The following is a 19,172-nucleotide window of genomic DNA, read 5'->3' as shown; positions in this document are numbered from 1 at the left end:
CGGTGCCATCTGACACGATCCAGGCGATCTTCTTCGTTCTCTTGATGCCGCTCGGTGTCGTCGTCCAGCACCTTCGGTACGAAGCCGAGTGCCGGCAGAGACTCAAAGCTCTTTGGGACGAATACCTGAATGACGAGACTCTGAGAGCCGCGGCCACGCCCAAAAGCACCTGAGCCCGCCTGAGTCTCCCCGAACCGCCCGATCCGCTCCACGCTCTCGGTGCACTCTCTTCACACCGAGCACGGGTCGATAGCACGTCTCTTGTCGCGGGAGGCACCTTGCATTCGCGATCGATGCCGGGATGCTGGTTGAATGCCGCCTGTGGGCAGCTTCGCAGGAACAAAAGAGTTCGGTCGGCTCCTCTTCGACCAGCAGGCACAGATAGGAATGATCTTCCTGCGCGGGCACCTGGTGATCGAGCAGGCGATGACGACAATCATCGAACTCCAAGGCGCCCGCACGAAGGTGCTTCTCGAACGGGCATCCTTCAGCACAAAGCTGAACCTCTGCGACGGCTTCGGTCTCCTCGACGAGCACCTTGTCACTGCCATACGCCTCGTGAACCGCGAACGTAACCACCTCGCACATCGTCTGGATGCCATCGTGACCGACGAGCGGCTTGCCGTGCTGCTCAGCAAGCTCCCCGCTCGGATCCGGAAGGCCGTCGACGACGTCGTCTCTGTCGGAATCGAAGAGCGCGCTGCCGAAGCAGAACGATGGAACGAGCAGGCCCGGGAGCGCGGACTGGGTGAGGAGCGGCTCCGCAAGATCAGCTTTCCCACCGTTCGCGACGTCCAGCCCGCCGACACAATGCAGGGTCTGTTTCTCGTTCTCCTGATGGGCCTCGGCACGGTCGTTCAGAAGCTCCGCTTCGAAGCGGAGCACGGCGAGAAACTCGAGATCTACAAGCAAGCCTGCGCCGTCGCCGAGGTCATGGAGACCGGCGCCACGCCCGAAAGCATCCGAGCACACCTGGAGCTCCCGGATCCACCCGATCCGCGGCACGCCCTCGGCGCGCTCTTCGCTCCAATGCCCGTGCAGAAGGATGGGGCCTGATCAGTTCAGGACAGGCCGAGGAACATCTTTCCCAGTTCGATTAGAGAACCCGCGATCACGTCAGACGGGACTGCTGATCCCACGGCGATCGCTCCCGCCCGAACCTTCTCCAGGAAGGCCTTCGCGCGCGGCTTTTCAAGCGACTGATCGTCCTTGACGATCGTCGCGAACTCGGCTGCGTCTGCATCTCCCAGCCCCAGCGCCTTCACCTGGCGCTCGAACTCCTGGATATTGCCCTTGATAATGCTCTTTTGGGCAATATCGGAGCCCGTGGCGATGTTCGCTCCATGCCCATAGATGTTGTTCGTGGTGTTGAAGACCACCGGCGCCACCGCCGTGTTAGTCGCAACAGACGGTCCGTCGACTGTGCCTGCATCCGGGAAGCTCATCTGAAGTTCCAACGCGAACTCCATCGCCTTCGAGCGAACCGTGTCGATGACGCCGTGGAGCGACTGCCGGGTGATCACATTCCACGCGCCGAACAAGCCAAAGAACTGGATCGCGAACGCCCCCGACTTCTCATACTCCTCCACACGCCACGCGGGCCATTGCAATTGAGGATCCTCCGCCGCGTCTGCGAACGACTGCAGCGTGATCAGCGGCTGGCGCATCTCGACCTGAAAGTCCTTCTCGAAGCCTGGGTAAGGCGGTAGCGCCTTCTTGATCTGACTCTGCATCGGACCCGTGAAATGACCCGTGACTGACGTGATCATCCTCCGGTAGTCGGGAAGGTCATCCTCATCGGAGTATCCCTGGAGCTCTCGCTTGACCCACTCCACGACGCCCGGAGCGCCGATTCGTGTTGCCGCGACCTGGACCTTTCGCAGTAGATCAGTGGTCCTCACGCTCTCATCGCTGCTGCCGTCGATGATCTCGTCCAAGAGCGTCGTCATGGACGAACCATACCAACGAGCCAAGACACCAATGAGGTGTCGCATGCACGCCGTTCAGACTTGCAAGAATGCCCCGGAGTCGTGGACCCCGGAGCACTCTCCTCGCCCGCTGGCGAAGGGCCTAGCGACAGTCCTTCACACCGACTCCACAGTTGCGGGGACCGCTGAAGGCCCCACAAGGTCTGGGACCGTCCACGGCATAAGAACCTCTGACTACTCAACGCCTTGACAGCGGAACACGATGTCTCCCGCGAACCTCGGAAATGCCTAACGATGGCGCAACCCGGTGGAGTTCCGCTTCAACGTCTGAACGGTTCGTCCGGCGGGACCCGAGCCGACGCGTCCGGAAGCCGGGGACGATCGGGGATCGGGTAGATCTTGAGGGCGAAGGCGCGGAGGACCTTGCCCCGGCGGGGAGCGTGTCGAACTCGTCCACGAGCGCTGTCATGCGCTGCCAGAGCCGCCGCTTCCGTGCGTCGTCGATGCATCGAATTCGCGGCGCAGGTAATTCGGTGCCTGCACCCGCCATGCCTCGGTCACGAGCTCGGTGAAGTGCTCGGGGTCGATCGCCGCCATGCGGAACGCGATCTTGGGCTCGCCCCAGCGGGTCGTCGCCGGAAGGAAGACGCTGGGCTCCATCTCGCGGAGGGCGAGCGCGTCGTCTGTGTCGGCGATCTTCACGCCGACCACGAGTTCCGATGCGATGATCGCGCGGACCTGGTCAGGGATGCTTGGCCACGGGTGGCACTCCCACGCGTACAGCTTGTTCCGCACGAACCACGCCGCACCGCCAGTCGTCGCCCGCTCCTCACTGCCGGGGAGCCGCGCGGCCACGGTGCGCAGATCGTCGAGGGTGGCCATGCATCGAGGGTACGAGGCACCCCCGACATCGATCGGCCGGTTCACGGGCACGGCCGACGCGCGGGATCCCATCGACCTCTTACACCTGGATCCGCCGCGGCTTCAGCGATGCGGATGCGCCCGAAGCGGTCTATACCGTCAGCAACACCGTCCGTGTCGCCGGTACCGGACCGGATCAGCGGCCCTGGCGCTTCTTGTAGGGCTTGGGTTGCCCCTTCACCACAGGGGCGCGACCCTTCCCCTTGGACGCCTTGGCCTTGCCGCCAGTGGGCTTGTCCGACGTGCGCTGAACCGGTGGAGCTGCGGCGATCCTGTTGCGCGCCTCCGGCAGCAGGAGAAGCCCGGCACTGGTCAGACGGGTGGCTCCGCCATGGGTGACGAGCGGGTGCCCGACCTCTTCCTCGAGCTTCTCGATCGATGAGTACAGGGCGGCGAGGGAGATCCCGAGTCCGGCTGCCGCACGTGGGAAATGCAGTTCCTCCGCGACGGCGACGAACCGCCGAAGCTGGGTGATGTTCATGGAATGCCGTTCCTTTCGCGCACGGGTCGCGGCGCTACCCAGCGTACGGGCCCGCGTCGACCTGTCGCATCCGCGCCCGCGCTCGTAGGCTGGCGATGTCGTCGAGAGGAGACGCCGCCATGGCTGACAACGAGGAGCGGTCCACGAGTCCGCATGTGCCGGAGCCCGGTGAGCCGTCGATCCCCGAGCTCGAGGCGGACGAGAACATCGCGCCCCGTCCGGAGGAGGAGATCGCCGACCTGCTCCGCGCCGAGCCCGATGAGGGGGACCAGGTCAGCTGACCTGCCGGACCTCCTGCGGCCAGCCGCAGGCCACGGCGATCCTGCCGGCCCAGAGCTTCGCAGCATCGTCATCGGCTACGTCGATGATCGTGAGGCCGCCGATGTACTGCTCCGTCGGTGCGAACTGCCCCTGAGCGATCACTGGCGTGCCGCTGGAGGCATCGGCGGTGAAGGCGGCATCCATGTCCTCGTGCACTCCTCCCGCGAACACGAGGACTCCGCTGTCACGCATGTCCGACACGACGGCGTTGCAGAGTGCGCCGCGCTCGGCGAACCATTCGTCGCTGTGCTCGCCGACCCACTGCTGGTTGAAGTAGATGATGTACTGGCTCATCGTCGCTCCTCGTCGGTCCCCGCGCCTTCCGCGATGCTACGCCGCAGGAGGAGCCTCGGGGAGACTCGATACGATGGCTCGGTGACTACCGAGAACAACAGCATCTTCGAACCCGATGGCCGCGCGATCCCCTACGTCGACGAGATGTCGGAGGGCGACGGACCCGTTCTGGTGCTGATCCCGGGGCGTGGTCTGGAGGGTGGCGCGCTCGGTTCGGTGGCGCACATCCTCGCCGGTGAAGGGATCAGGGTGCTCCGGATCGGCAGTCGTGCCGACGACGCCGCGACGCTGGAAGAGCGCGTTCAGGACGCGAGCGACGTGATGGACCATGTCGGCATCGGCGCCACCTGGATCGGCGGCCACGGCGTGGGTGGCACGGTCGCCCGCGCACTCTCCGCGAAGCGCACGGACCGCGCCCTCGGCGTGCTGCTGCTGGGCGTCGAAGACGTTGACGTGCCGATCGCACCGTCCGTGCCGATCCTCATCATCCAGGGATCCGCGGACGACGTCATGCCCCCGGCGAACGGCGAGAAGCTGCGCGCATCCGCGGTCGAGCGCGCCAGCGTCGTGACGATCGAGGGCGGCGGGCATCTGTTCCCCGTGAGCGACCCGGTCGACACCGCGTTCGCGATCGAGGACTACCTGGCCTGGGACTGATGCCCGGCACCGTTGCGCGGACGGAAGCCCGCACCGTCCTGCTCGTGATCGACATGCAGGCCGGTGTCATGCCCGGCTGCTTCGATGAGCGCGGTGTGCTCTCGCGGACGGAGGCGCTCGTGCGCCGGGCTCGCGACGAAGGGATTCCCGTCGTGTGGGTGCACCATGACCCCGTCGGCGTGGGCACGCCGGAGTGGGAGCTGGCCGCACCGCTGGTCCGCGCCGACGATGAGCCCGTCGTGCGCAAGAGCTACCGTGATGCGTTCGCAGAGACCGATCTGCGGGCGGTGCTCGACGGTTACGGCGCGACCCGGCTGGTCGTCGCGGGCGCTCAGTCCGACTTCTGCGTGCGCACCACGACGCAGCGTGCGGCCGCGGACGGCTACGACGTCACGCTCGTGCGCGACGTGCACACCACGGTCGACGCGACCGCCGACGGGGTCCCGATCTCCGGCGAGCAGATCATCGCCCACACGAACATGTACTTCGCCGGTCTCCGCTACCCGGGGCAGGAATTCGCGGCGCTGCGGCACGACGAGGTCACGTTCGCCTGACCGCCGCGTCGCGCGGATGTCCGACCCCGGTGCGAGGATGGGCGCATGCCCGAGTCTCCGGAGGTGCAGGCGCTGGTCGAGTTCCTCGACGAGCGGATCCGCGGTCGTGCGATCACCGACCTGGATGTCGGCGAGTTCCGCATCGTCAAGACCCGCAACCGCCCGCCCGGCGCGCTGGTCGGTGCACGGATCCGGCACCTGGAGCGCTTCGGCAAGCATGTCGGCTTCGACACCGACGCGGGCTGGCTGATGATCGGCTTCGGGCGCAACGGCTGGATCCGCTGGTCGGCGCCCGACGCACCGCGCAACGATGAGCCTGTCCCCGAGGTCGTGCGGATCGCACTCGATGACGGTGCCGTGATGCAGATCGTGGATCTGGGTGACTTCCTGGCGGTGACCGCCAACGTCGTCGACGCACCTGGCGACGTCGCAGGCATCGCGGCGCTCGGACCGGACCCGCTCGCTGCGGACTTCGACCGCGTTGCGTTCGAACGCGCCCTCGGCACGCGACGCAAGCAGATCAAGGCGCTGCTGCAGGAGCAGACATCGCTCGCGGGCATCGGCAACGCCTACTCCGACGAGATCCTGCACCGCGCGAAGATCTCACCCGCGGTGCATGCCGCGGTGCTCGACGACGCGGAGCGGGAACGGCTCTTCCACGCCACGGTCGACGTGCTGCGGGGCGCGCTCGCCGATCGGCGGGGACTGCCGCCCGACCGGCTCAAGCAGGCCAAGGTCGCCGCGATGGCCGTGCACGGGCGCGGCGGCGAAGCCTGCCCGGTCTGCGGCACGACCATCGTCGACCATGTCTTCTCCGGCGCGTCCGCACAGCTCTGCCCGCACTGCCAGCCCGAGCGCTCCACGGCGTGAGCTCGCCTGCGGGTTAGCATTCCGAGGTGAGCCCGCTTCCCCTGCGCCATCGCTGGCGCGTGCGCACCTCGGTCGCGATCCTGGTCGGAATCGCGGTCGGGTTCATCGTCACGCCCTTCCTGGGCCTGGCCGCCGGCCTGCTCTCGGCCTGGGGTGCGCTGGCGCTCGTCAGCACTGTGTGGATCCTGCTCGTCGTATGGCCGATGAACGCCGAACAGACGCGCTCGCATGCCACTGAGGAGGACCCCGGTCGACGCATCGCCCGGGTGGTCGCGGTGATCGGGAGCTTCGTCAGCATCGCGGCCGTGCTGGTCGTCGTGCTGCAGGCCCGCCACGCGGAGGGCTGGACCCAGTTCGCCCTCGCGGGGAGCGCCGTCCTCAGCGTCGCCGCCTCGTGGGGGCTGATCCAGACCGATTACATGCTGCGGTACGCGAAGCTCTACTACGACGGATCCGCCGGCATCATCTTCAACCAGAACGAGGACCCCGAATACACCGACTTCGCGTACTTCTCGGTCGGCCTCGGGATGACCTATCAGGTGGCGGACACCAACGTCACGCGCAACGCCATCCGGCGCATCGTCATCGCGCAGACCACGATCGCCTACGTGTTCGGCGCGCTGATCCTCGGCACGATCATCAACCTCGTCACGGGACTGGGGTGACTGCGGAGAGCTCCTCGCGCAGGCGCGGTTCGGTGCGGCGCTCGGGGCGCACACCCGCCTTGTCGGCGTAGAACGCGCGGATCCGATCCATGTCGGCCGCGACATCGCCGGTGAGCTCGAACGTCGGTCCGAGCCCGGTCGTCATGGTGGTGCGATCGACGAACCCCAGCGTCACCGGCATGCCGGTCTCCCGGGCGATGCGGTAGAAGCCGCTCTTCCAGTAGGCATTGCCGCCGCGGGTGCCGTCGGGTGTGACGACCAATCCGAACACGGCACCGCCGTGCACCTGTGCCACGACCTCATCGACGACGCGGGAGGGATCCGATCGATCCACCGGAATGCCGCCGAGACGGCGCATGAGCGGGCCGCGCCAGCCATGGAACAGGCTCTTCTTGCCGAGCCAGTGCACGTCGATGCCGAGTCGCCAGGCGATGCCGAGCATCAGCACGAAGTCCCAGTTCGAGGTGTGCGGGGCGCCGATCAGCACGGTGGGGCGGGTCGGGGCCGGCTCGGATGCGAGCGTCCATCGGCTGAACATCCAGAACAGGCGGGCGGCGAGGCGTCGGAGCATCCGTCAACCGTAGAGGGGCGCCCATGCCGTGCACTGCATGAACGCGGCGAGAACGGAATGGGCGCATGGCCGGACGGAGGGTCCGAGCCATGCGCCCATTCGGTTGTCGTGGGCCAGGCGGCCTGCCGGTCAGGCGACCTTAGGCATCAGGGAGAACGACACGGCGCCCTCCTCATTCACGTTCGCGTCGAGGACCTTGTCGTCCAGGACGATGGCGGCCTCCCCTTCCAGGAAGACCGGGGCGCCCGGCAGATCGAGGATCTGATCGTCGGGCTCGGGCGAGACGACCACGTCGGCAGCGAGGCGGGGTTCGCCCGCCTGTCCCGGGGCGTCGGCCGTGTGGATGCGCAGTCCCGCACCCTCCGTGTCGGTGCGACGACGGACGAGTGTGGTGACCAGCGCGGTGGCGTTGTCGGTCAAGGTGAGCACGAGGCACTCCTTCCGGTTGCGGACATGCCGAGGTCACGGCATGTGTCCGGGCCACGATTCCCCTTCGGGCTCGAGCTCTCAACCGCTCTGCGGCGATTCGACCCGATTCGGAGGTTCTTCCCACCTGGGCGCGCATCGCGTGCGACCGGCCTCAGCCTGCCGCGGCGCGCAGAGCTGCGGCCGTCTCGGGATCCAGTCCCGGAACCTCCTCCGTCGGCACGGCGAGGGCGAGCAGCGCGCGGCTGAAATAGTTGCGCGCCGCCGCGGCCAACGTGATGTCCACGATCTGACGGTCGTCGTAACCGGCGTCTCGCAGAGCGCGCGTGTCGGCATCGGTCATGCCGCGCGGATCGACGGAGAGCCTTGCCGCGTACTGCACCACGGCCTGTTCGGCGGCAGAGAAGCCGCTGTCGTCCTGGCGGGCGAACGCCTCGAGGCCGTCGCTCGTGAGGACGTCCGCGCGGAGTGCCTTGCGTCCGTGCGCGAGCAGACAGTGCGGGGATCCGATCGCGCGAGCGGCGCCGAGCGTCGCCGCCTCGTACACGCTCACCCCGATGGACGGCACGATCGCGCGGATGAGCGCCATGAAGGCCTCATGCGCCTCGGGGTTCACCGCCATGACCCGGGTGTGAGCGAAGACGAAGCCCACATCGGCGACGTCCTCCGCGTACATGTCAGCGGCATGGCCTTCGGCGGTCTCGGCCGGGGGAGTGCTGATGATCATGGGAGGCTCCTTCGCATCCGCGTCGGGGCGTTCTCGCAGGCGGCGAACCCGGCGCACGTGCGAAGACTACGCCGGGCGCCGGGCCCGGGACATGGGGCGAACGCCTCAACGGCGCCCACCGCCGTGCACGGGCGTAGCATCGAGGGATGACCACCGCAGCCGATTCCGAGCAGCAGACCCCCACGGACGCCGCGCTTCCGGCGCTGAGCGCCGTTCCGGGCGGCCTGTCCCTGCTCCCCGGTCTCAACGCGGACGACACCGGACTGTGCATCGGCGGCGTCTGCCGCCTGCCCGGCGCGAAGGACTGACCCCTCACCAAAGTCGTCCCCCTGAGCACGATCTCTCGATCGTGCTCAGGGGGACGACTCGGATGCGAGGTGTGCCGGGTCAGTGCATCGCCGGGGCGGCGCCCTCCGGAGCTCCCGCCTCGTGCGGCTGGTCCTCGGGCTTGCGGATGATGAAGGCGCCCAGGATCGTCACCGTCGCGATGACCGCGCCGATCACGAACGTGCTGCGCGAGCCCGCCGCGACCGCGTCGGGCACCTCGGTACCGCCGTTCGCGTTCACGATGAGCGTGAACACCGCGATCATCACGGCGATGCCGGTGGCGCCGGCGACCTGCTGCACGGTGCCGATGACCGCGCTGCCGTAGGAGTAGAACTTCGGCGTCAGCGAGGCCAACGACGCGGTGAACAGCGGCGTGAACGAGAGCGCGAGCCCGATCGACAGCAGGGTCTGCGCGACCAGCACGATCCACACCGAGGTGTTCGTGGCGAGCGTCGTGTAGAACCACAGCGTGGCTGCGGTGAGGATCGAGCCGGGGATCAGGAGGATCTTCGTGCCGCGGGCGTCGTAGATGCGTCCGATCACCGGTCCGAGCAGTCCCATCGCGAGGGCGCCGGGAAGCAGCACCAGCCCCGCCTCGGTGGTCTCCAGGCCGAGCGCCTTCTGCAGGAACAGCGGGATCACCGTGAGCGTGCCGAAGAACGCCAGCGACAGCAGGAACATCTGCACCATCGACAGGGTGAAGTCGCGCGAGGCGAACACCCGCAGGTCGAGCAGGGCGTCGTCCTTGCGCTGCAGGATGACCTGCCGCCAGAGGAACGCCACCAGGCCCACCACGCCCACCACCAGTGCGATCACCAGCGGAACGGGGGATCCGCCGCCTCCCGCGAGGGCGCCGATCTGGCTGAGACCGAAGACGAGCCCGCCGAAGCCGAAGGCGCTCAGCACGATCGACAGCACGTCGAGCGGCGCGTCGGTGCGTTCGCCGACATTCGTCAGCCACCGCCAGCCGATGAACATCGCGGCCAGGGCGATCGGCAGCACGACCACGAAGATCGCTCGCCAACTGAAGTGGTCCAGCAGGAAGCCCGACAGCGTGGGGCCGATCGCCGGCGCGAGCGAGATGACGATGCTGACCCGGCCCATCATCCGGCCGCGGCTCTCCGAGGGGACCAGGTTCATGAGCGTGGTCATGAGCAGCGGCATCATGATCGCGGTGCCGGAGGCCTGCACGACACGCGCGATGAGCAGCACGGTGAAGCCGGGCGCGAGCGCGGCGATCAGCGTTCCCGCCGAGAACAGCGCGAGCGCGCCGAGGAACATCTGCCGGGTCGTGAAGCGCTGCAGGAGGAAGCCGGTCGTCGGGATCACCACGGCCATGGTCAGCATGAACGCGCTGGTCACCCACTGCGCGGCGAGCGGGGTGATGCTCAGATCGTCGATGAGGTGCGGGATGGCCATGCTCATCGTCGTCTCGTTGAGGATCGCGACGAAGGCGGCGGCCAGGAGCACCCAGATGACCGCCATGTCTCGGCGGGGGATGAGGGAGGATCCGGTGCTGGTCGGCACGGATCCGGTTTCGATGGCGGACATGTGTTTCCTCCGGCTCGGCGGGGGCGAAAAAAGGGGGGATGAGCTGCGCGGAGCTGCGAGCGACTTTCAGCGTAACCACAGGGTCGGACATTCCATTCCCGTCGGCCGCCCGATACTGCTCTCGGCAGCGTTGCGCCCTGAGCGGACGCGCGCGGCAGCGGCGCCTCGGCGTCGGCGCGGGGATCTACGCTTGCGAGGTGCCGAAGGTGCAGGTGACCGACGGCGGGCAGGGGTGAGCGGATGAGCATGATGGCCAGGATGGGCGGCGCGCGCGGCGGGCGGCCCGTGGACGAGGCGGCTCAGCGCAGGCAGAACGCGGACGCGCCCCGCATCCCGAACCTCGGGCGCCGCGTGGTGGCGCTGTTCCGGCCGTACCGGAACCGGATCCTGATGACGGTTCTGCTGGTCGTCCTCGGAGCCGCGCTCGGGGTCATCCCGCCGCTGCTGGTGCAGAAGGTCTTCGACGACGCGCTGTTCCCGCACGGCGGCGGCGGGCCGCAGCTCGGACTGCTGGTGGTGCTCGTCGTCTCGATGATCGGGCTGTACCTGCTCTCCTCCGGACTCGGCGTCGTGCAGACCTGGCTCACCTCGACGGTCGGCAACAGCGTCACGGGCGATCTGCGCGTGCGCCTCTTCGAGCATCTGCAGGCGATGGAGCTGGGCTTCTTCACCCGCACCAAGACCGGTGTCATCCAGTCCCGTCTGCAGAACGACGTCGGCGGGGTGTCCGGAGTGCTCACGAGCACGGTCACGAGCATCCTCGGGAACACCGTCACGGTGATCGCCTCGCTCGTGGCGATGATCCTGCTGGACTGGCGGCTGACCATCATCGCCGTGTGCGTCATGCCGATCCTGGTGCTCGTGCAGCGGCGCGTCGGACAGGTGCGCGCACGGATCGCCGGGGAGACGCAGGAGTCGCTCTCGGAGCTCACCGCCATCACGCAGGAGACGCTGAGCGTGTCGGGGATCCTGCTGTCCAAGTCGTTCAACCGGCAGCGCTCCGAGTCGGCCCGGTATCAGGCGCAGAACCGCACGCAGATCCGCCTGCAGGTGCGCACGGCGATGAGCGGCCAGGGCTTCTTCGCGGTGGTGTCCGTGCTGATGTCCAGCGTGCCGGCGATCATCTACCTGGTCGCCGGATTCCTCGTCGCCGGCGGGACGGGATCCATCACCGCCGGCGCCATCGTGGCCTTCACGACGGTGCAGGCGCGTCTGCTCATGCCGCTGATCGGGCTCATGCGCGTCGCGCTCGACGTGCAGACCTCGCAGGCTCTGTTCGCGCGCATCTTCGAGTACCTCGACCTGGTGCCGCAGATCCAGGACGCGCCGGATGCGACGACGGCATCCGCAGCGCCCGGCCCCCGCGGGCGTCTCGAGTTCCGTGATGTGCGGTTCCGCTATCCGGACGCGTCGCCCGCCGCGCGCGACACCCTGCAGGGGATCTCGTTCACCGCCGACCCGGGGCAGCATGTCGCCTTCGTCGGCCCCTCGGGGGCGGGCAAGACGACGATCCTCTATCTCGCGCCCCGGCTCTACGAGGCCTCGGAGGGAGCGATCCTCTTCGACGGCGCCGACGTGCGCGACCTCACGCAGGAGTCGATCATCGACGAGATCGGGATCGTGTCGCAGGAGACGTATCTGTTCCATGCGACGATCCGCGAGAACCTGATCTACGCCAAGCCCGATGCGACCGACGAGGAGCTCGTGGCCGCCTGCACCGCCGCCAATATCCACCATGTGATCGCCGGCTTCGAGGACGGCTACGACACCGTGGTGGGAGAGCGCGGCTACCGGCTCTCGGGCGGCGAGAAGCAGCGCATCGCGATCGCGCGGGTGCTGCTCAAGGATCCGCCGGTGCTGCTGCTGGACGAGGCCACCTCCGCCCTCGACACCGTGTCGGAGCGCGTCGTGCAGGAGGCGCTGGACGAGGCCGCCAAGGGCCGCACGACCCTCACGATCGCGCACCGGTTGTCCACGGTGATCGGCGCGGACGTCATCCACGTCGTGCAGGAGGGGCGGATCGTCGAATCGGGCACCCACTCCGAGCTGCTCGCGCAGGGCGGGCTGTACGCCGACCTCGCCGCGCAGCAGGTGGCCGCGGCGAGGATCGACGACGACGTCCGCTCGGCCTGACCGCCGCTGGGCGGGTCCGGCCGGCGGTCGTGCGCGCGGCGGCCGCGCTCAGTGCGCGCTCAGCCCGCCGTCCACGAAGAGCGAGTGGCCCGTGACGTACGAGGATCCGGCTCCGGCGAGGAACACGGCCGCGCCGGCGAAGTCGGAGGGCAGCCCGTTGCGGCCGATCATAGTGCGCCCGGCGAGCGCGGCGATCTGCACCGGATCCTCCTGAAGGCGGGCGTTGAGCGGCGTCAGCACGAACCCCGGCACGAGGGTGTTGCTGGTGACGCCGGTCCCGCCCCAGGCCTCCGCCTCCGACCGCATCAGCGACTCGACCGCGCCCTTCGAGACGCCGTAGACGCCGCTGCCGACGAACGCGCGGTGCGCCTGCTGCGAGCTGATGTGGATGAGGCGGCCGTAGCCGCGCTCGGCCATGCCCACCGCATAGCGCTGACCGAGCAGGAACGGGGCGAGCGCGTTCACGGTCATCGTGGCGTCCCAGTCCGCCTCGGTGATGTCGGCGAAGGCGGGCCGGATGTTGATGCCGGCCGAGTTCACCAGGATGTCCGGCTCGCCGAACGGGCGCGCCGCCGCGTCCGCCGTCGCCAGGATGCCCTCGCGGGTGCCGAGGTCGCCGACGACTCCAGCGACGCGGCAGCCGGCCGCGGCGAGCTCGCGCACCGTCTCGTCGATCCGCTCGGCTCCGCGGGCGACGACCACGGTGGCGGCGCCCGCACGGGCGAGCGCGGTCGCGATGCCGCGGCCGATGCCCGAGCTGCCTCCGGTGACGACCGCGGTGCGGCCGTCGAGCGAGAAGAGGTCGGAGAGGTAGGCGTTCATGATGGTCCTGATTCTGGACGGAGCGACGCGCACGGGAGCGCCGGCCGTCCGGGCAGTGCGGGCTGCTACCAGCGCAGCGCGGCGACGAGAGTGGGGTCCACGCGGGCGTCGGCGAACTCGGGGAGTGCCTCGAGGTCTTGCACGAACGCTCGCACCGCCGCGGGATACGCGGAGTCGGTGTGGGTGCCGGCGATCTCCTGGAGCGGCGGCAGATCCATCGCGAGGATGAGGTCGAGCCTAGCGACGACGGCGGCATGCGCGCCCGCCTGTTGCAGCTCATCGATGCCTCCGCGGAGGGCTGCGAGGTAGTCGCGCAGAACGCGGAGCCGGTGCTTGCCCTGCGTGATGGAGGATCCGTTCTCCCGCAGTCGCCAGCGCACCACCACGTCGGGGATGACGTCGAAGGCGCGCGCCGATGTGTACATGCGCTGCGCCACCACCTGATCCTCGTAGGCGACGCCCTCCGGGAAGCGGAGGTCGTGCCAGAACGCGCTGCGGCTCAGTTTCGACCACGCCACGATGTTCGCCGACGCCGCAGGGTGCGCGAAGATCGTGGTGCGCAGACGCTGCGGGTCCGTCGCGGCGGCGACCCAGGGCTGAACACGGCCCGGCGCGTAGGTCTCGCCGTCCCAGCGGGAGCGCACGTAGGCGCCCGCCACGAAGTCGCTCCCGGTCGCGGCGAGCGTGCGGGTCATCCGCTCCAGCGCGGTCGGCGTCAGCTCGTCGTCGCCGTCGAGGAAGCCGAGGTACTCGGTGTCGACGAGCTCGAGCGCGGCATTGCGAGCGCCGCCGAGTCCGCGGGCCTCCGCGTGACGCAGGACCGTGAAGCGCGGATCCGCATCCGCGGCGGCGTCGAAGATCCGGCCGGTGTCATCGCGGGACCCGTCATCGACGAGGATCGCCCGCCAGGACGTCTCCGTCTGCGCGCGCAGCGAGTCGAGGGCGGCAGGAGCGAATTCGGCGATGTCGCGACCGGGCACGATCACGGTCACGAGCGGAGCGGGCACCTCGCCAGTCTAGGAGCGCACGGCGGCCACGGCGTCGGCGACCAGTGCCGCGAGCCGTTCGGGGCCGTCGTCCGGCAACCCTGCGCGGCCGAGCGTGAAGCGCACTGCGGTCTGTGCGGTCACGGGGGCGAGGCCGCAGGCCAGCAGCACGTGCGAGGGCTCGTCACTGCCCGCGGCGCACGCCGAACCGCTGGACGACACCACGCCGCGCCGCTCCAGCTCGAGCAGCACCGCCTCGCCGGAGACGTCCGCGAAGGCGAAGCTCGCCGTGCCTGGCAGCCGGTGCACCGGATCCCCGGTGAGACGCGCCGACGGCAGCGCCGCGAGGACTCCGGCGATGAACCGGGCGCACTGCGCCCCGACCCGGGCGGCGGCCTCTGCGCGCTCGCCCTCGGCCTGCTCCAGCGCGGCCGCGAGTCCGACGGCGCCCGCGACGTTCTCGGTGCCGGAGCGGCGGCCGCGCTCCTGCCCGCCCCCGTGCAGGAGGGGCTCGAGCGGCACACGTCCGCGCACTGCGAGCGCGCCGATGCCCTTGGGTGCGCCGAGCTTGTGCCCGGCGAGCGCGATCGCATCCGCGCCGAGGTCCGACAGCGCCAGCCATCCCGCGGACTGCACCGCGTCCACGTGCAGCGGGATGCCGTGGGCGGAGGCGACCGCGGCGAAGCCCGCGACGTCCTGGATCGTGCCGATCTCGTTGTTCGCGTGCCCCACCGCGATCAGAGCGGTGTCATCCCGGATCGCAGCGGCCACGGCGGCCGGATCCACCCGTCCGGCGTCGTCGACTGGGACCTGGGTCGACGTCACACCGTGGAACCGCTCGAGATACCCGACCGACTCCAGGATCGACTCGTGCTCGATCGGCGTCGTGACCACGTGCCGCCCGCCCCGGGGAAGCGCGGCCAGCGCGATGCCCTTGACCGCGAGGTTGTTGGCCTCGGTGCCCCCTGCGGTGAAGACGACATCGCCGGTGCGCATCCCCAGCACACGGGCCACTCGCGCGCGGGCGTCCTCGAGCGCGGCGCTCGCCGCCTCGCCCACGGTGTGATGACTGGACGGGTTGCCGAACGTGCGGGTGAGGAACGGCGCCATCGCCTCGAGCACCTCGGGCCGGATCGGCGAGGTCGCCGCATGGTCGAGGTAGAGCGGGACGGACATGCTCAGTCGATCCGCACGTCGAGCCCGAGATCCAGCGCCCGCGCGGAGTGGGTGAGCGCGCCCACCGAGATGACGTCGACCCCGGTGCCTGCGATCGCCCGCACGGTGTCGAGGCTCACGCCGCCCGAGGCCTCCGCCGTCGCGCGTCCGCCGATCAGGGCGACGCCCGTGCGCAGGTCCTCCAGGGAGAAGTTGTCCAGCAGCACCGTGTGGGCGCCGCCGTCGAGCACTGCGGGGATCTGGTCGAGCCGATCCACCTCCACCACGACGTGCGTGGTGTGCGGCAGGGTCGCGATCGCCTCACGCAGGGCCGTCGCGACGTCGCGTCCGCCGCGGGTCAGCACGGCGAGGTGGTTGTCCTTGGCCATCACCGCGTCGGACAGCGAGAACCGGTGGTTGCGTCCGCCGCCCGCGAGGACGGCGTGCCGCTCGAAGGCGCGCAGGCCGGGCGTCGTCTTGCGGGTGTCGGCGATGCGCACCTGCTTGCCGTCGGGACCGGCGCCGTCGACGGCGCCGACGTAGGCGGCGGTGAGGGTCGCGATGCCGCTCAGTCGCTGCGCGAAGTTCAGCGCCACGCGCTCGGCCGTGAGCAGGCTGCGCGCGGAGCCGGTCACTGTCGCCAACACGTCTCCGGCCTCGAAGGCGTCGCCGTCCGCGACATGGAGGTCGACGACCGTGGCCGGATCCGTGAGGGTGAAGGCGGCGGCGAACACCTCGCCGCCGGCGAGCACTCCGGACTCGCGCGCGACGAGGTCGGCGGTCGCCGTCGCGTCGGCGGGCAGCAGGGCGGTGCTCGTGAGGTCGCCCCAGGGGGCGTCCTCTTCGAGAGCTGCTCCGACGACGCGGGTGAGGAGGGCGGGGGTGAGCATCAGACTCCGATCAGGGCGGGCGACGGTTCGAGGTGGTGGGCGCCGATCGAGACCGGGCGGGCGAGCGCGGCGGCGATCATGGCCTCCGCGACCTGGAGCAGGTTGCGATCTTCGACGGCGGTGCGGGTGAGGGCCTCCGGCGCGCTCCAGGAACGGACCGTCGTCAGCGCCTCCTCGAGGCCGTCGAGGGTGCGCAGCGGGCCCACCAGGTCCCACATGAGCTCCTGCAGGGCGGGCCGGGAGAACGGATCCGATGCCACGTCCCGATCGCGGACGTCGACCTGGCCGGCCCATCCGCGGGCGTCGGTGACGGGGCCGGACCACGGGGTGTCCAGCGCCGCCGCAGCCCGCGCGCCGAACACCGCCCCCTCGAGTAGGGAGTTCGAGGCGAGGCGATTCGCACCGTGCACGCCCGTGCGCGCGGTCTCGCCGACGGCGTAGAGGCCGGGCAGGGTGGTGCGGCCGTCGGCGTCGGTGACCACGCCGCCCATCAGATAGTGCGCGGCCGGGGTGACCGGGAGGGGTTCGCGGGTCCAGTCGAAGCCGCGCTCCCGCGTCACCCGATCGATCGTGGGGAAGCGCCGGGCGAGGCGCTCCGCGCTCCAGCCCTCTCGGTCGCAGAGCCCCGTGGCGTCGAGCCGCACGGGGCCGCCCTGTTCCTGCGCGCGGCGGACGACGGCGCGTGTCACGACGTCGCGCGGCGCGAGCTCACCGTCGGGGTGCGCGTCGAAGGCGAAGCGCCGGCCCTCGTCGTCGATGAGCGTCGCGCCTTCTCCGCGCACCGCCTCGGAGATCAGGAACGCGGGCCCGGGGGCGGCCAGGATCGTGGGGTGGAACTGCACGAACTCCAGATCCTCGACCGCGGCGCCGGCCCGCAGCGCCGCGGCGATCCCGTCGCCCGTGCAGACGGCCGGCGCGGTGGTGTGCCGGAACAGCCGCCCGGCGCCACCCGTCGCGAGGACCACGGCGTCCGCGCCGACCTCCGCGATCCGCCCCGCCGTGAGCAGTCGGGCTCCGTGCACCACCCCGTCCGAGACGACCAGATCGATCAGCATCGCATGCTCGCGCATGGCGATCCCCGCCTCCTGCACGGCGCGGACGAGGGCGGCGGAGATGGCCGCTCCCGTGGCGTCGCCGCCAGCGTGTGCGATCCGCGCGGCGGAGTGGGCCGCTTCGAGGCCGCGCAGCAGCCGCCCCTGGGGGTCCCGATCGAAGGGCACCCCGCGGGCGATCAGCTCGGCGATCCGTGCCGGCGCTTCTCCGACGAGCACGTCCACGACCGCGGGGTCGGAGAGTCCGGCTCCGGCGGTGAGCGTGTCCGCGGCGTGCGCGGCGGGGGAGTCGGCCACGCCGTCGGCGTCCGTGCCGTAGACCCCGGCGATCCCGCCCTGGGCCAGCGCGGTCGCGCCGTCGCCGAGAGCGTCCTTGACCACGACCTCGACACGATGGCCGGCCTCGTGCGCGTGCAGCGCTGCGGTGAGCCCCGCGATCCCGCCGCCGATCACGAGGACGCGCAGAGCGCCGGGGGCGCGGTGCTCGCCGGGGGTGCGCATCAGGCCACCGCCACCGGAGGGCGTGCGGCCAGCATGCGCTCGAGCGCGACGCGCGCCGGGTCGGCCACGTCCGCCGGCACGGTGATGCGGTTCGGCGTGCGCCCGGCCACGAGCTCCTCGAGCACCCAGGCCAGATAGCCGGGGTGGATCCGGTACATCGTGGAACAGGGGCAGACCACCGGATCCAGGCAGAAGATCTCGTGCTGCGGATACTGTGCCGCGAGCCGGCGGACGAGATTGATCTCGGTGCCGATCGCGAAGGTGGTGGGCTCGGTCGCCGCATCGATGGCCTTGCGGATGTAGTCGGTGGACCCGGCCTCGTCGGCGGCGTCCACGACCTCCATCGGGCACTCCGGGTGCACGATCACGCGCACGCCCGGATGCTCGGCGCGGGCCTGGCCGATCTGGGCGACGGTGAAACGACGGTGCACCGAGCAGAAGCCGTGCCAGAGGATGACGCGGGAGTCCTGCACCTCTTCCGCGGAGGATCCGCCGAGCGGGCGGCGCGGATTCCACATCGGCATCTGCTCCAGCGGCACGCCCATCGCCTTCGCCGTGTTGCGGCCCAGGTGCTGGTCCGGGAAGAACAGCACCCGCCGCCCGCGCGCGAACGCCCACTCGAGCACGGTGCGGGCGTTCGACGAGGTGCACACGATGCCGCCGTGCCGCCCCACGAAACCCTTGATCGCGGCGGAGGAGTTCATGTAAGTGACGGGGATCACCGGCACGAGGCCGTCGGCGTCGGGCTGGTCCAGCGGGCCGAGAACCTCCGCGAGCTGCTCCCAGCAGTCCTCGACCTGGTCGATGTCGGCCATGTCCGCCATCGAGCACCCGGCGGCGAGGTTCGGCAGGATCACGGCCTGGTCGGGTCCGGAGAGCAGGTCGGCGGTCTCGGCCATGAAGTGCACGCCGCAGAAGACGATCGCCTCCGCGTCGGGGTGCTGCTTCGCGAAGCCCGCGAGCTGGAACGAGTCCCCGACATGGTCGGCGTGCTGCACGACCTCCTCGCGCTGATAGAAGTGCCCGAGCACCACGACGCGCTCGCCGAGGGTCGCCTTGGCGGCTCGGATCCGCTCGTGCAGTTCGTCCTCGCCGGCTTCGCGATACGCGGCGGGCAGTTCGCCCTGCCGCGGCGCGCCGGTCGGGATCACGTCGCCCATGGACGAGCCAGGCCCGTACCCGGGGATCGTGTCGAAGTTCCACGGACCCGCAGCGAGATCGGTGGTGCAGGTCTCCTCAGTGGACGCGCCGGTCACGATCAGCCGGAGCGCGTGATCGACGGAGGGATCGAGGAGGGGGGAGGAGGACATGGCGCGCCGCCTTCTGGTCGAATCGACATT

The 19,172-nt window shown here is 69.9% G+C and carries 22 protein-coding genes; 8 read left to right on the top strand and 14 right to left on the bottom strand.

Features of this window, described 5'->3' with window-relative positions; translation table 11 throughout:
- The first annotated feature begins 321 nt into the window (after positions 1-321).
- Entirely contained in the window at positions 322-1,056 is a 735-nt protein-coding gene (locus LXM50_RS14150; protein ID WP_233312049.1) for a hypothetical protein, read from the top strand.
- A 5-nt stretch (positions 1,057-1,061) separates the two neighbouring features.
- On the opposite strand, the gene LXM50_RS14145 is transcribed toward LXM50_RS14150, so the two are convergent.
- The 3 genes from LXM50_RS14145 to LXM50_RS14135 form a co-directional block, all read right to left on the bottom strand.
- Positions 1,062-1,949 carry a hypothetical protein gene (locus LXM50_RS14145; protein WP_233312048.1) on the bottom strand — a complete coding sequence of 296 codons (888 nt, stop codon included), beginning with the start codon at positions 1,947-1,949 and terminating at the stop codon, positions 1,062-1,064.
- 444 nt (positions 1,950-2,393) lie between these two features.
- Positions 2,394-2,810 (bottom strand): MmcQ/YjbR family DNA-binding protein, encoded by a 417-nt coding sequence (locus LXM50_RS14140; protein WP_233312047.1) that lies wholly within the window; start codon positions 2,808-2,810, stop codon positions 2,394-2,396.
- A gap of 175 nt (positions 2,811-2,985) precedes the next feature.
- A complete protein-coding gene (locus LXM50_RS14135; RefSeq protein ID WP_233312046.1) occupies positions 2,986-3,330 on the bottom strand; it encodes a LysR family transcriptional regulator in 345 nt (114 codons plus the stop codon).
- Between the two features lie 119 nt (positions 3,331-3,449).
- Between LXM50_RS14135 and LXM50_RS14130 the strand changes: the two genes are divergently transcribed.
- On the top strand, positions 3,450-3,611 hold the full coding sequence (locus LXM50_RS14130; protein WP_233312044.1) for a hypothetical protein: 162 nt from the start codon (positions 3,450-3,452) through the stop codon (positions 3,609-3,611).
- Here the strand turns inward: LXM50_RS14130 and LXM50_RS14125 are convergent.
- Positions 3,604-3,945: a YciI family protein gene (locus LXM50_RS14125; protein ID WP_233312042.1), complete on the bottom strand. Its 342-nt coding sequence runs from the start codon at positions 3,943-3,945 to the stop codon at positions 3,604-3,606. The two genes, LXM50_RS14130 and LXM50_RS14125, sit on opposite strands and share 8 nt — an antisense overlap.
- Before the next feature lie 81 nt (positions 3,946-4,026).
- On the opposite strand from LXM50_RS14125, the gene LXM50_RS14120 reads away from it, so the two are divergent.
- From LXM50_RS14120 to LXM50_RS14105, 4 genes are read left to right on the top strand one after another with little or no spacing between them, the layout of a single operon-like run.
- Positions 4,027-4,602 carry an alpha/beta fold hydrolase gene (locus LXM50_RS14120; RefSeq protein WP_233312040.1) on the top strand — a complete coding sequence of 192 codons (576 nt, stop codon included), beginning with the start codon at positions 4,027-4,029 and terminating at the stop codon, positions 4,600-4,602.
- The gene (locus LXM50_RS14115; RefSeq protein WP_233312038.1) at positions 4,602-5,156 is read left to right on the top strand and encodes an isochorismatase family protein; all 555 of its coding nucleotides are present in this window, start codon (positions 4,602-4,604) and stop codon (positions 5,154-5,156) included. Before LXM50_RS14120 ends, LXM50_RS14115 begins: the two co-directional genes overlap by 1 nt.
- 45 nt (positions 5,157-5,201) lie before the next feature.
- The gene (locus tag LXM50_RS14110; protein ID WP_233312037.1) at positions 5,202-6,026 is read left to right on the top strand and encodes an Fpg/Nei family DNA glycosylase; all 825 of its coding nucleotides are present in this window, start codon (positions 5,202-5,204) and stop codon (positions 6,024-6,026) included.
- Positions 6,027-6,052: 26 nt separating this feature from the next.
- Complete coding sequence (locus LXM50_RS14105; protein ID WP_233312035.1) at positions 6,053-6,691, top strand: DUF1345 domain-containing protein; 639 nt, start codon at positions 6,053-6,055, stop codon at positions 6,689-6,691.
- Here LXM50_RS14105 and LXM50_RS14100 read toward each other — a convergent pair.
- From LXM50_RS14100 to LXM50_RS14090, 3 genes are all read right to left on the bottom strand, one after another.
- Positions 6,675-7,262 (bottom strand): 1-acyl-sn-glycerol-3-phosphate acyltransferase, encoded by a 588-nt coding sequence (locus LXM50_RS14100; protein ID WP_233312033.1) that lies wholly within the window; start codon positions 7,260-7,262, stop codon positions 6,675-6,677. The two genes, LXM50_RS14105 and LXM50_RS14100, sit on opposite strands and share 17 nt — an antisense overlap.
- Positions 7,263-7,391: 129 nt before the next feature.
- Complete coding sequence (locus LXM50_RS14095) at positions 7,392-7,691, bottom strand: Fe-S cluster assembly protein HesB (protein ID WP_233312031.1); 300 nt, start codon at positions 7,689-7,691, stop codon at positions 7,392-7,394.
- A 151-nt stretch (positions 7,692-7,842) separates the two neighbouring features.
- Positions 7,843-8,415, bottom strand: a complete 573-nt coding sequence (locus LXM50_RS14090) for a carboxymuconolactone decarboxylase family protein (protein ID WP_233312029.1) — start codon at positions 8,413-8,415, stop codon at positions 7,843-7,845.
- Positions 8,416-8,561: 146 nt separating this feature from the next.
- Between LXM50_RS14090 and LXM50_RS14085 the strand changes: the two genes are divergently transcribed.
- The gene (locus LXM50_RS14085) at positions 8,562-8,723 is read left to right on the top strand and encodes a hypothetical protein (protein WP_233312028.1); all 162 of its coding nucleotides are present in this window, start codon (positions 8,562-8,564) and stop codon (positions 8,721-8,723) included.
- A gap of 79 nt (positions 8,724-8,802) precedes the next feature.
- Here LXM50_RS14085 and LXM50_RS14080 read toward each other — a convergent pair whose 3' ends face one another.
- A complete protein-coding gene (locus LXM50_RS14080) occupies positions 8,803-10,293 on the bottom strand; it encodes an MDR family MFS transporter (RefSeq protein WP_233312027.1) in 1,491 nt (496 codons plus the stop codon).
- Positions 10,294-10,542: 249 nt separating this feature from the next.
- Here LXM50_RS14080 and LXM50_RS14075 point away from each other — a divergent pair, with 249 nt between their 5' ends.
- Positions 10,543-12,426: an ABC transporter ATP-binding protein gene (locus LXM50_RS14075; RefSeq protein WP_374107837.1), complete on the top strand. Its 1,884-nt coding sequence runs from the start codon at positions 10,543-10,545 to the stop codon at positions 12,424-12,426.
- Positions 12,427-12,474: 48 nt separating this feature from the next.
- On the opposite strand, the gene LXM50_RS14070 is transcribed toward LXM50_RS14075, so the two are convergent.
- From LXM50_RS14070 to nadA, 6 genes are all read right to left on the bottom strand, one after another.
- Complete coding sequence (locus tag LXM50_RS14070; protein ID WP_233312025.1) at positions 12,475-13,248, bottom strand: SDR family NAD(P)-dependent oxidoreductase; 774 nt, start codon at positions 13,246-13,248, stop codon at positions 12,475-12,477.
- A 65-nt stretch (positions 13,249-13,313) separates the two neighbouring features.
- Positions 13,314-14,255 carry a glycosyltransferase family 2 protein gene (locus LXM50_RS14065; RefSeq protein WP_233312023.1) on the bottom strand — a complete coding sequence of 314 codons (942 nt, stop codon included), beginning with the start codon at positions 14,253-14,255 and terminating at the stop codon, positions 13,314-13,316.
- A 9-nt stretch (positions 14,256-14,264) separates the two neighbouring features.
- Entirely contained in the window at positions 14,265-15,410 is a 1,146-nt protein-coding gene (locus tag LXM50_RS14060; protein ID WP_233312021.1) for a cysteine desulfurase family protein, read from the bottom strand.
- Between the two features lie 2 nt (positions 15,411-15,412).
- Entirely contained in the window at positions 15,413-16,279 is an 867-nt protein-coding gene (gene nadC / locus LXM50_RS14055; protein WP_233312019.1) for a carboxylating nicotinate-nucleotide diphosphorylase, read from the bottom strand.
- On the bottom strand, positions 16,279-17,832 hold the full coding sequence (nadB, locus tag LXM50_RS14050) for an L-aspartate oxidase (RefSeq protein WP_233312015.1): 1,554 nt from the start codon (positions 17,830-17,832) through the stop codon (positions 16,279-16,281). Before nadB ends, nadC begins: the two co-directional genes overlap by 1 nt.
- Positions 17,832-19,142, bottom strand: coding sequence for a quinolinate synthase NadA (gene nadA, locus LXM50_RS14045; RefSeq protein ID WP_233312014.1), 1,311 nt, complete (start codon positions 19,140-19,142; stop codon positions 17,832-17,834). Before nadA ends, nadB begins: the two co-directional genes overlap by 1 nt.
- Between the last annotated feature and the right edge of the window lie 30 nt (positions 19,143-19,172).

This window comes from Microbacterium sp. Au-Mic1 (assembly GCF_021341785.1).
GTDB lineage: Bacteria > Actinomycetota > Actinomycetes > Actinomycetales > Microbacteriaceae > Microbacterium.
This window is presented reverse-complemented; position numbering and strand designations above follow the sequence as displayed.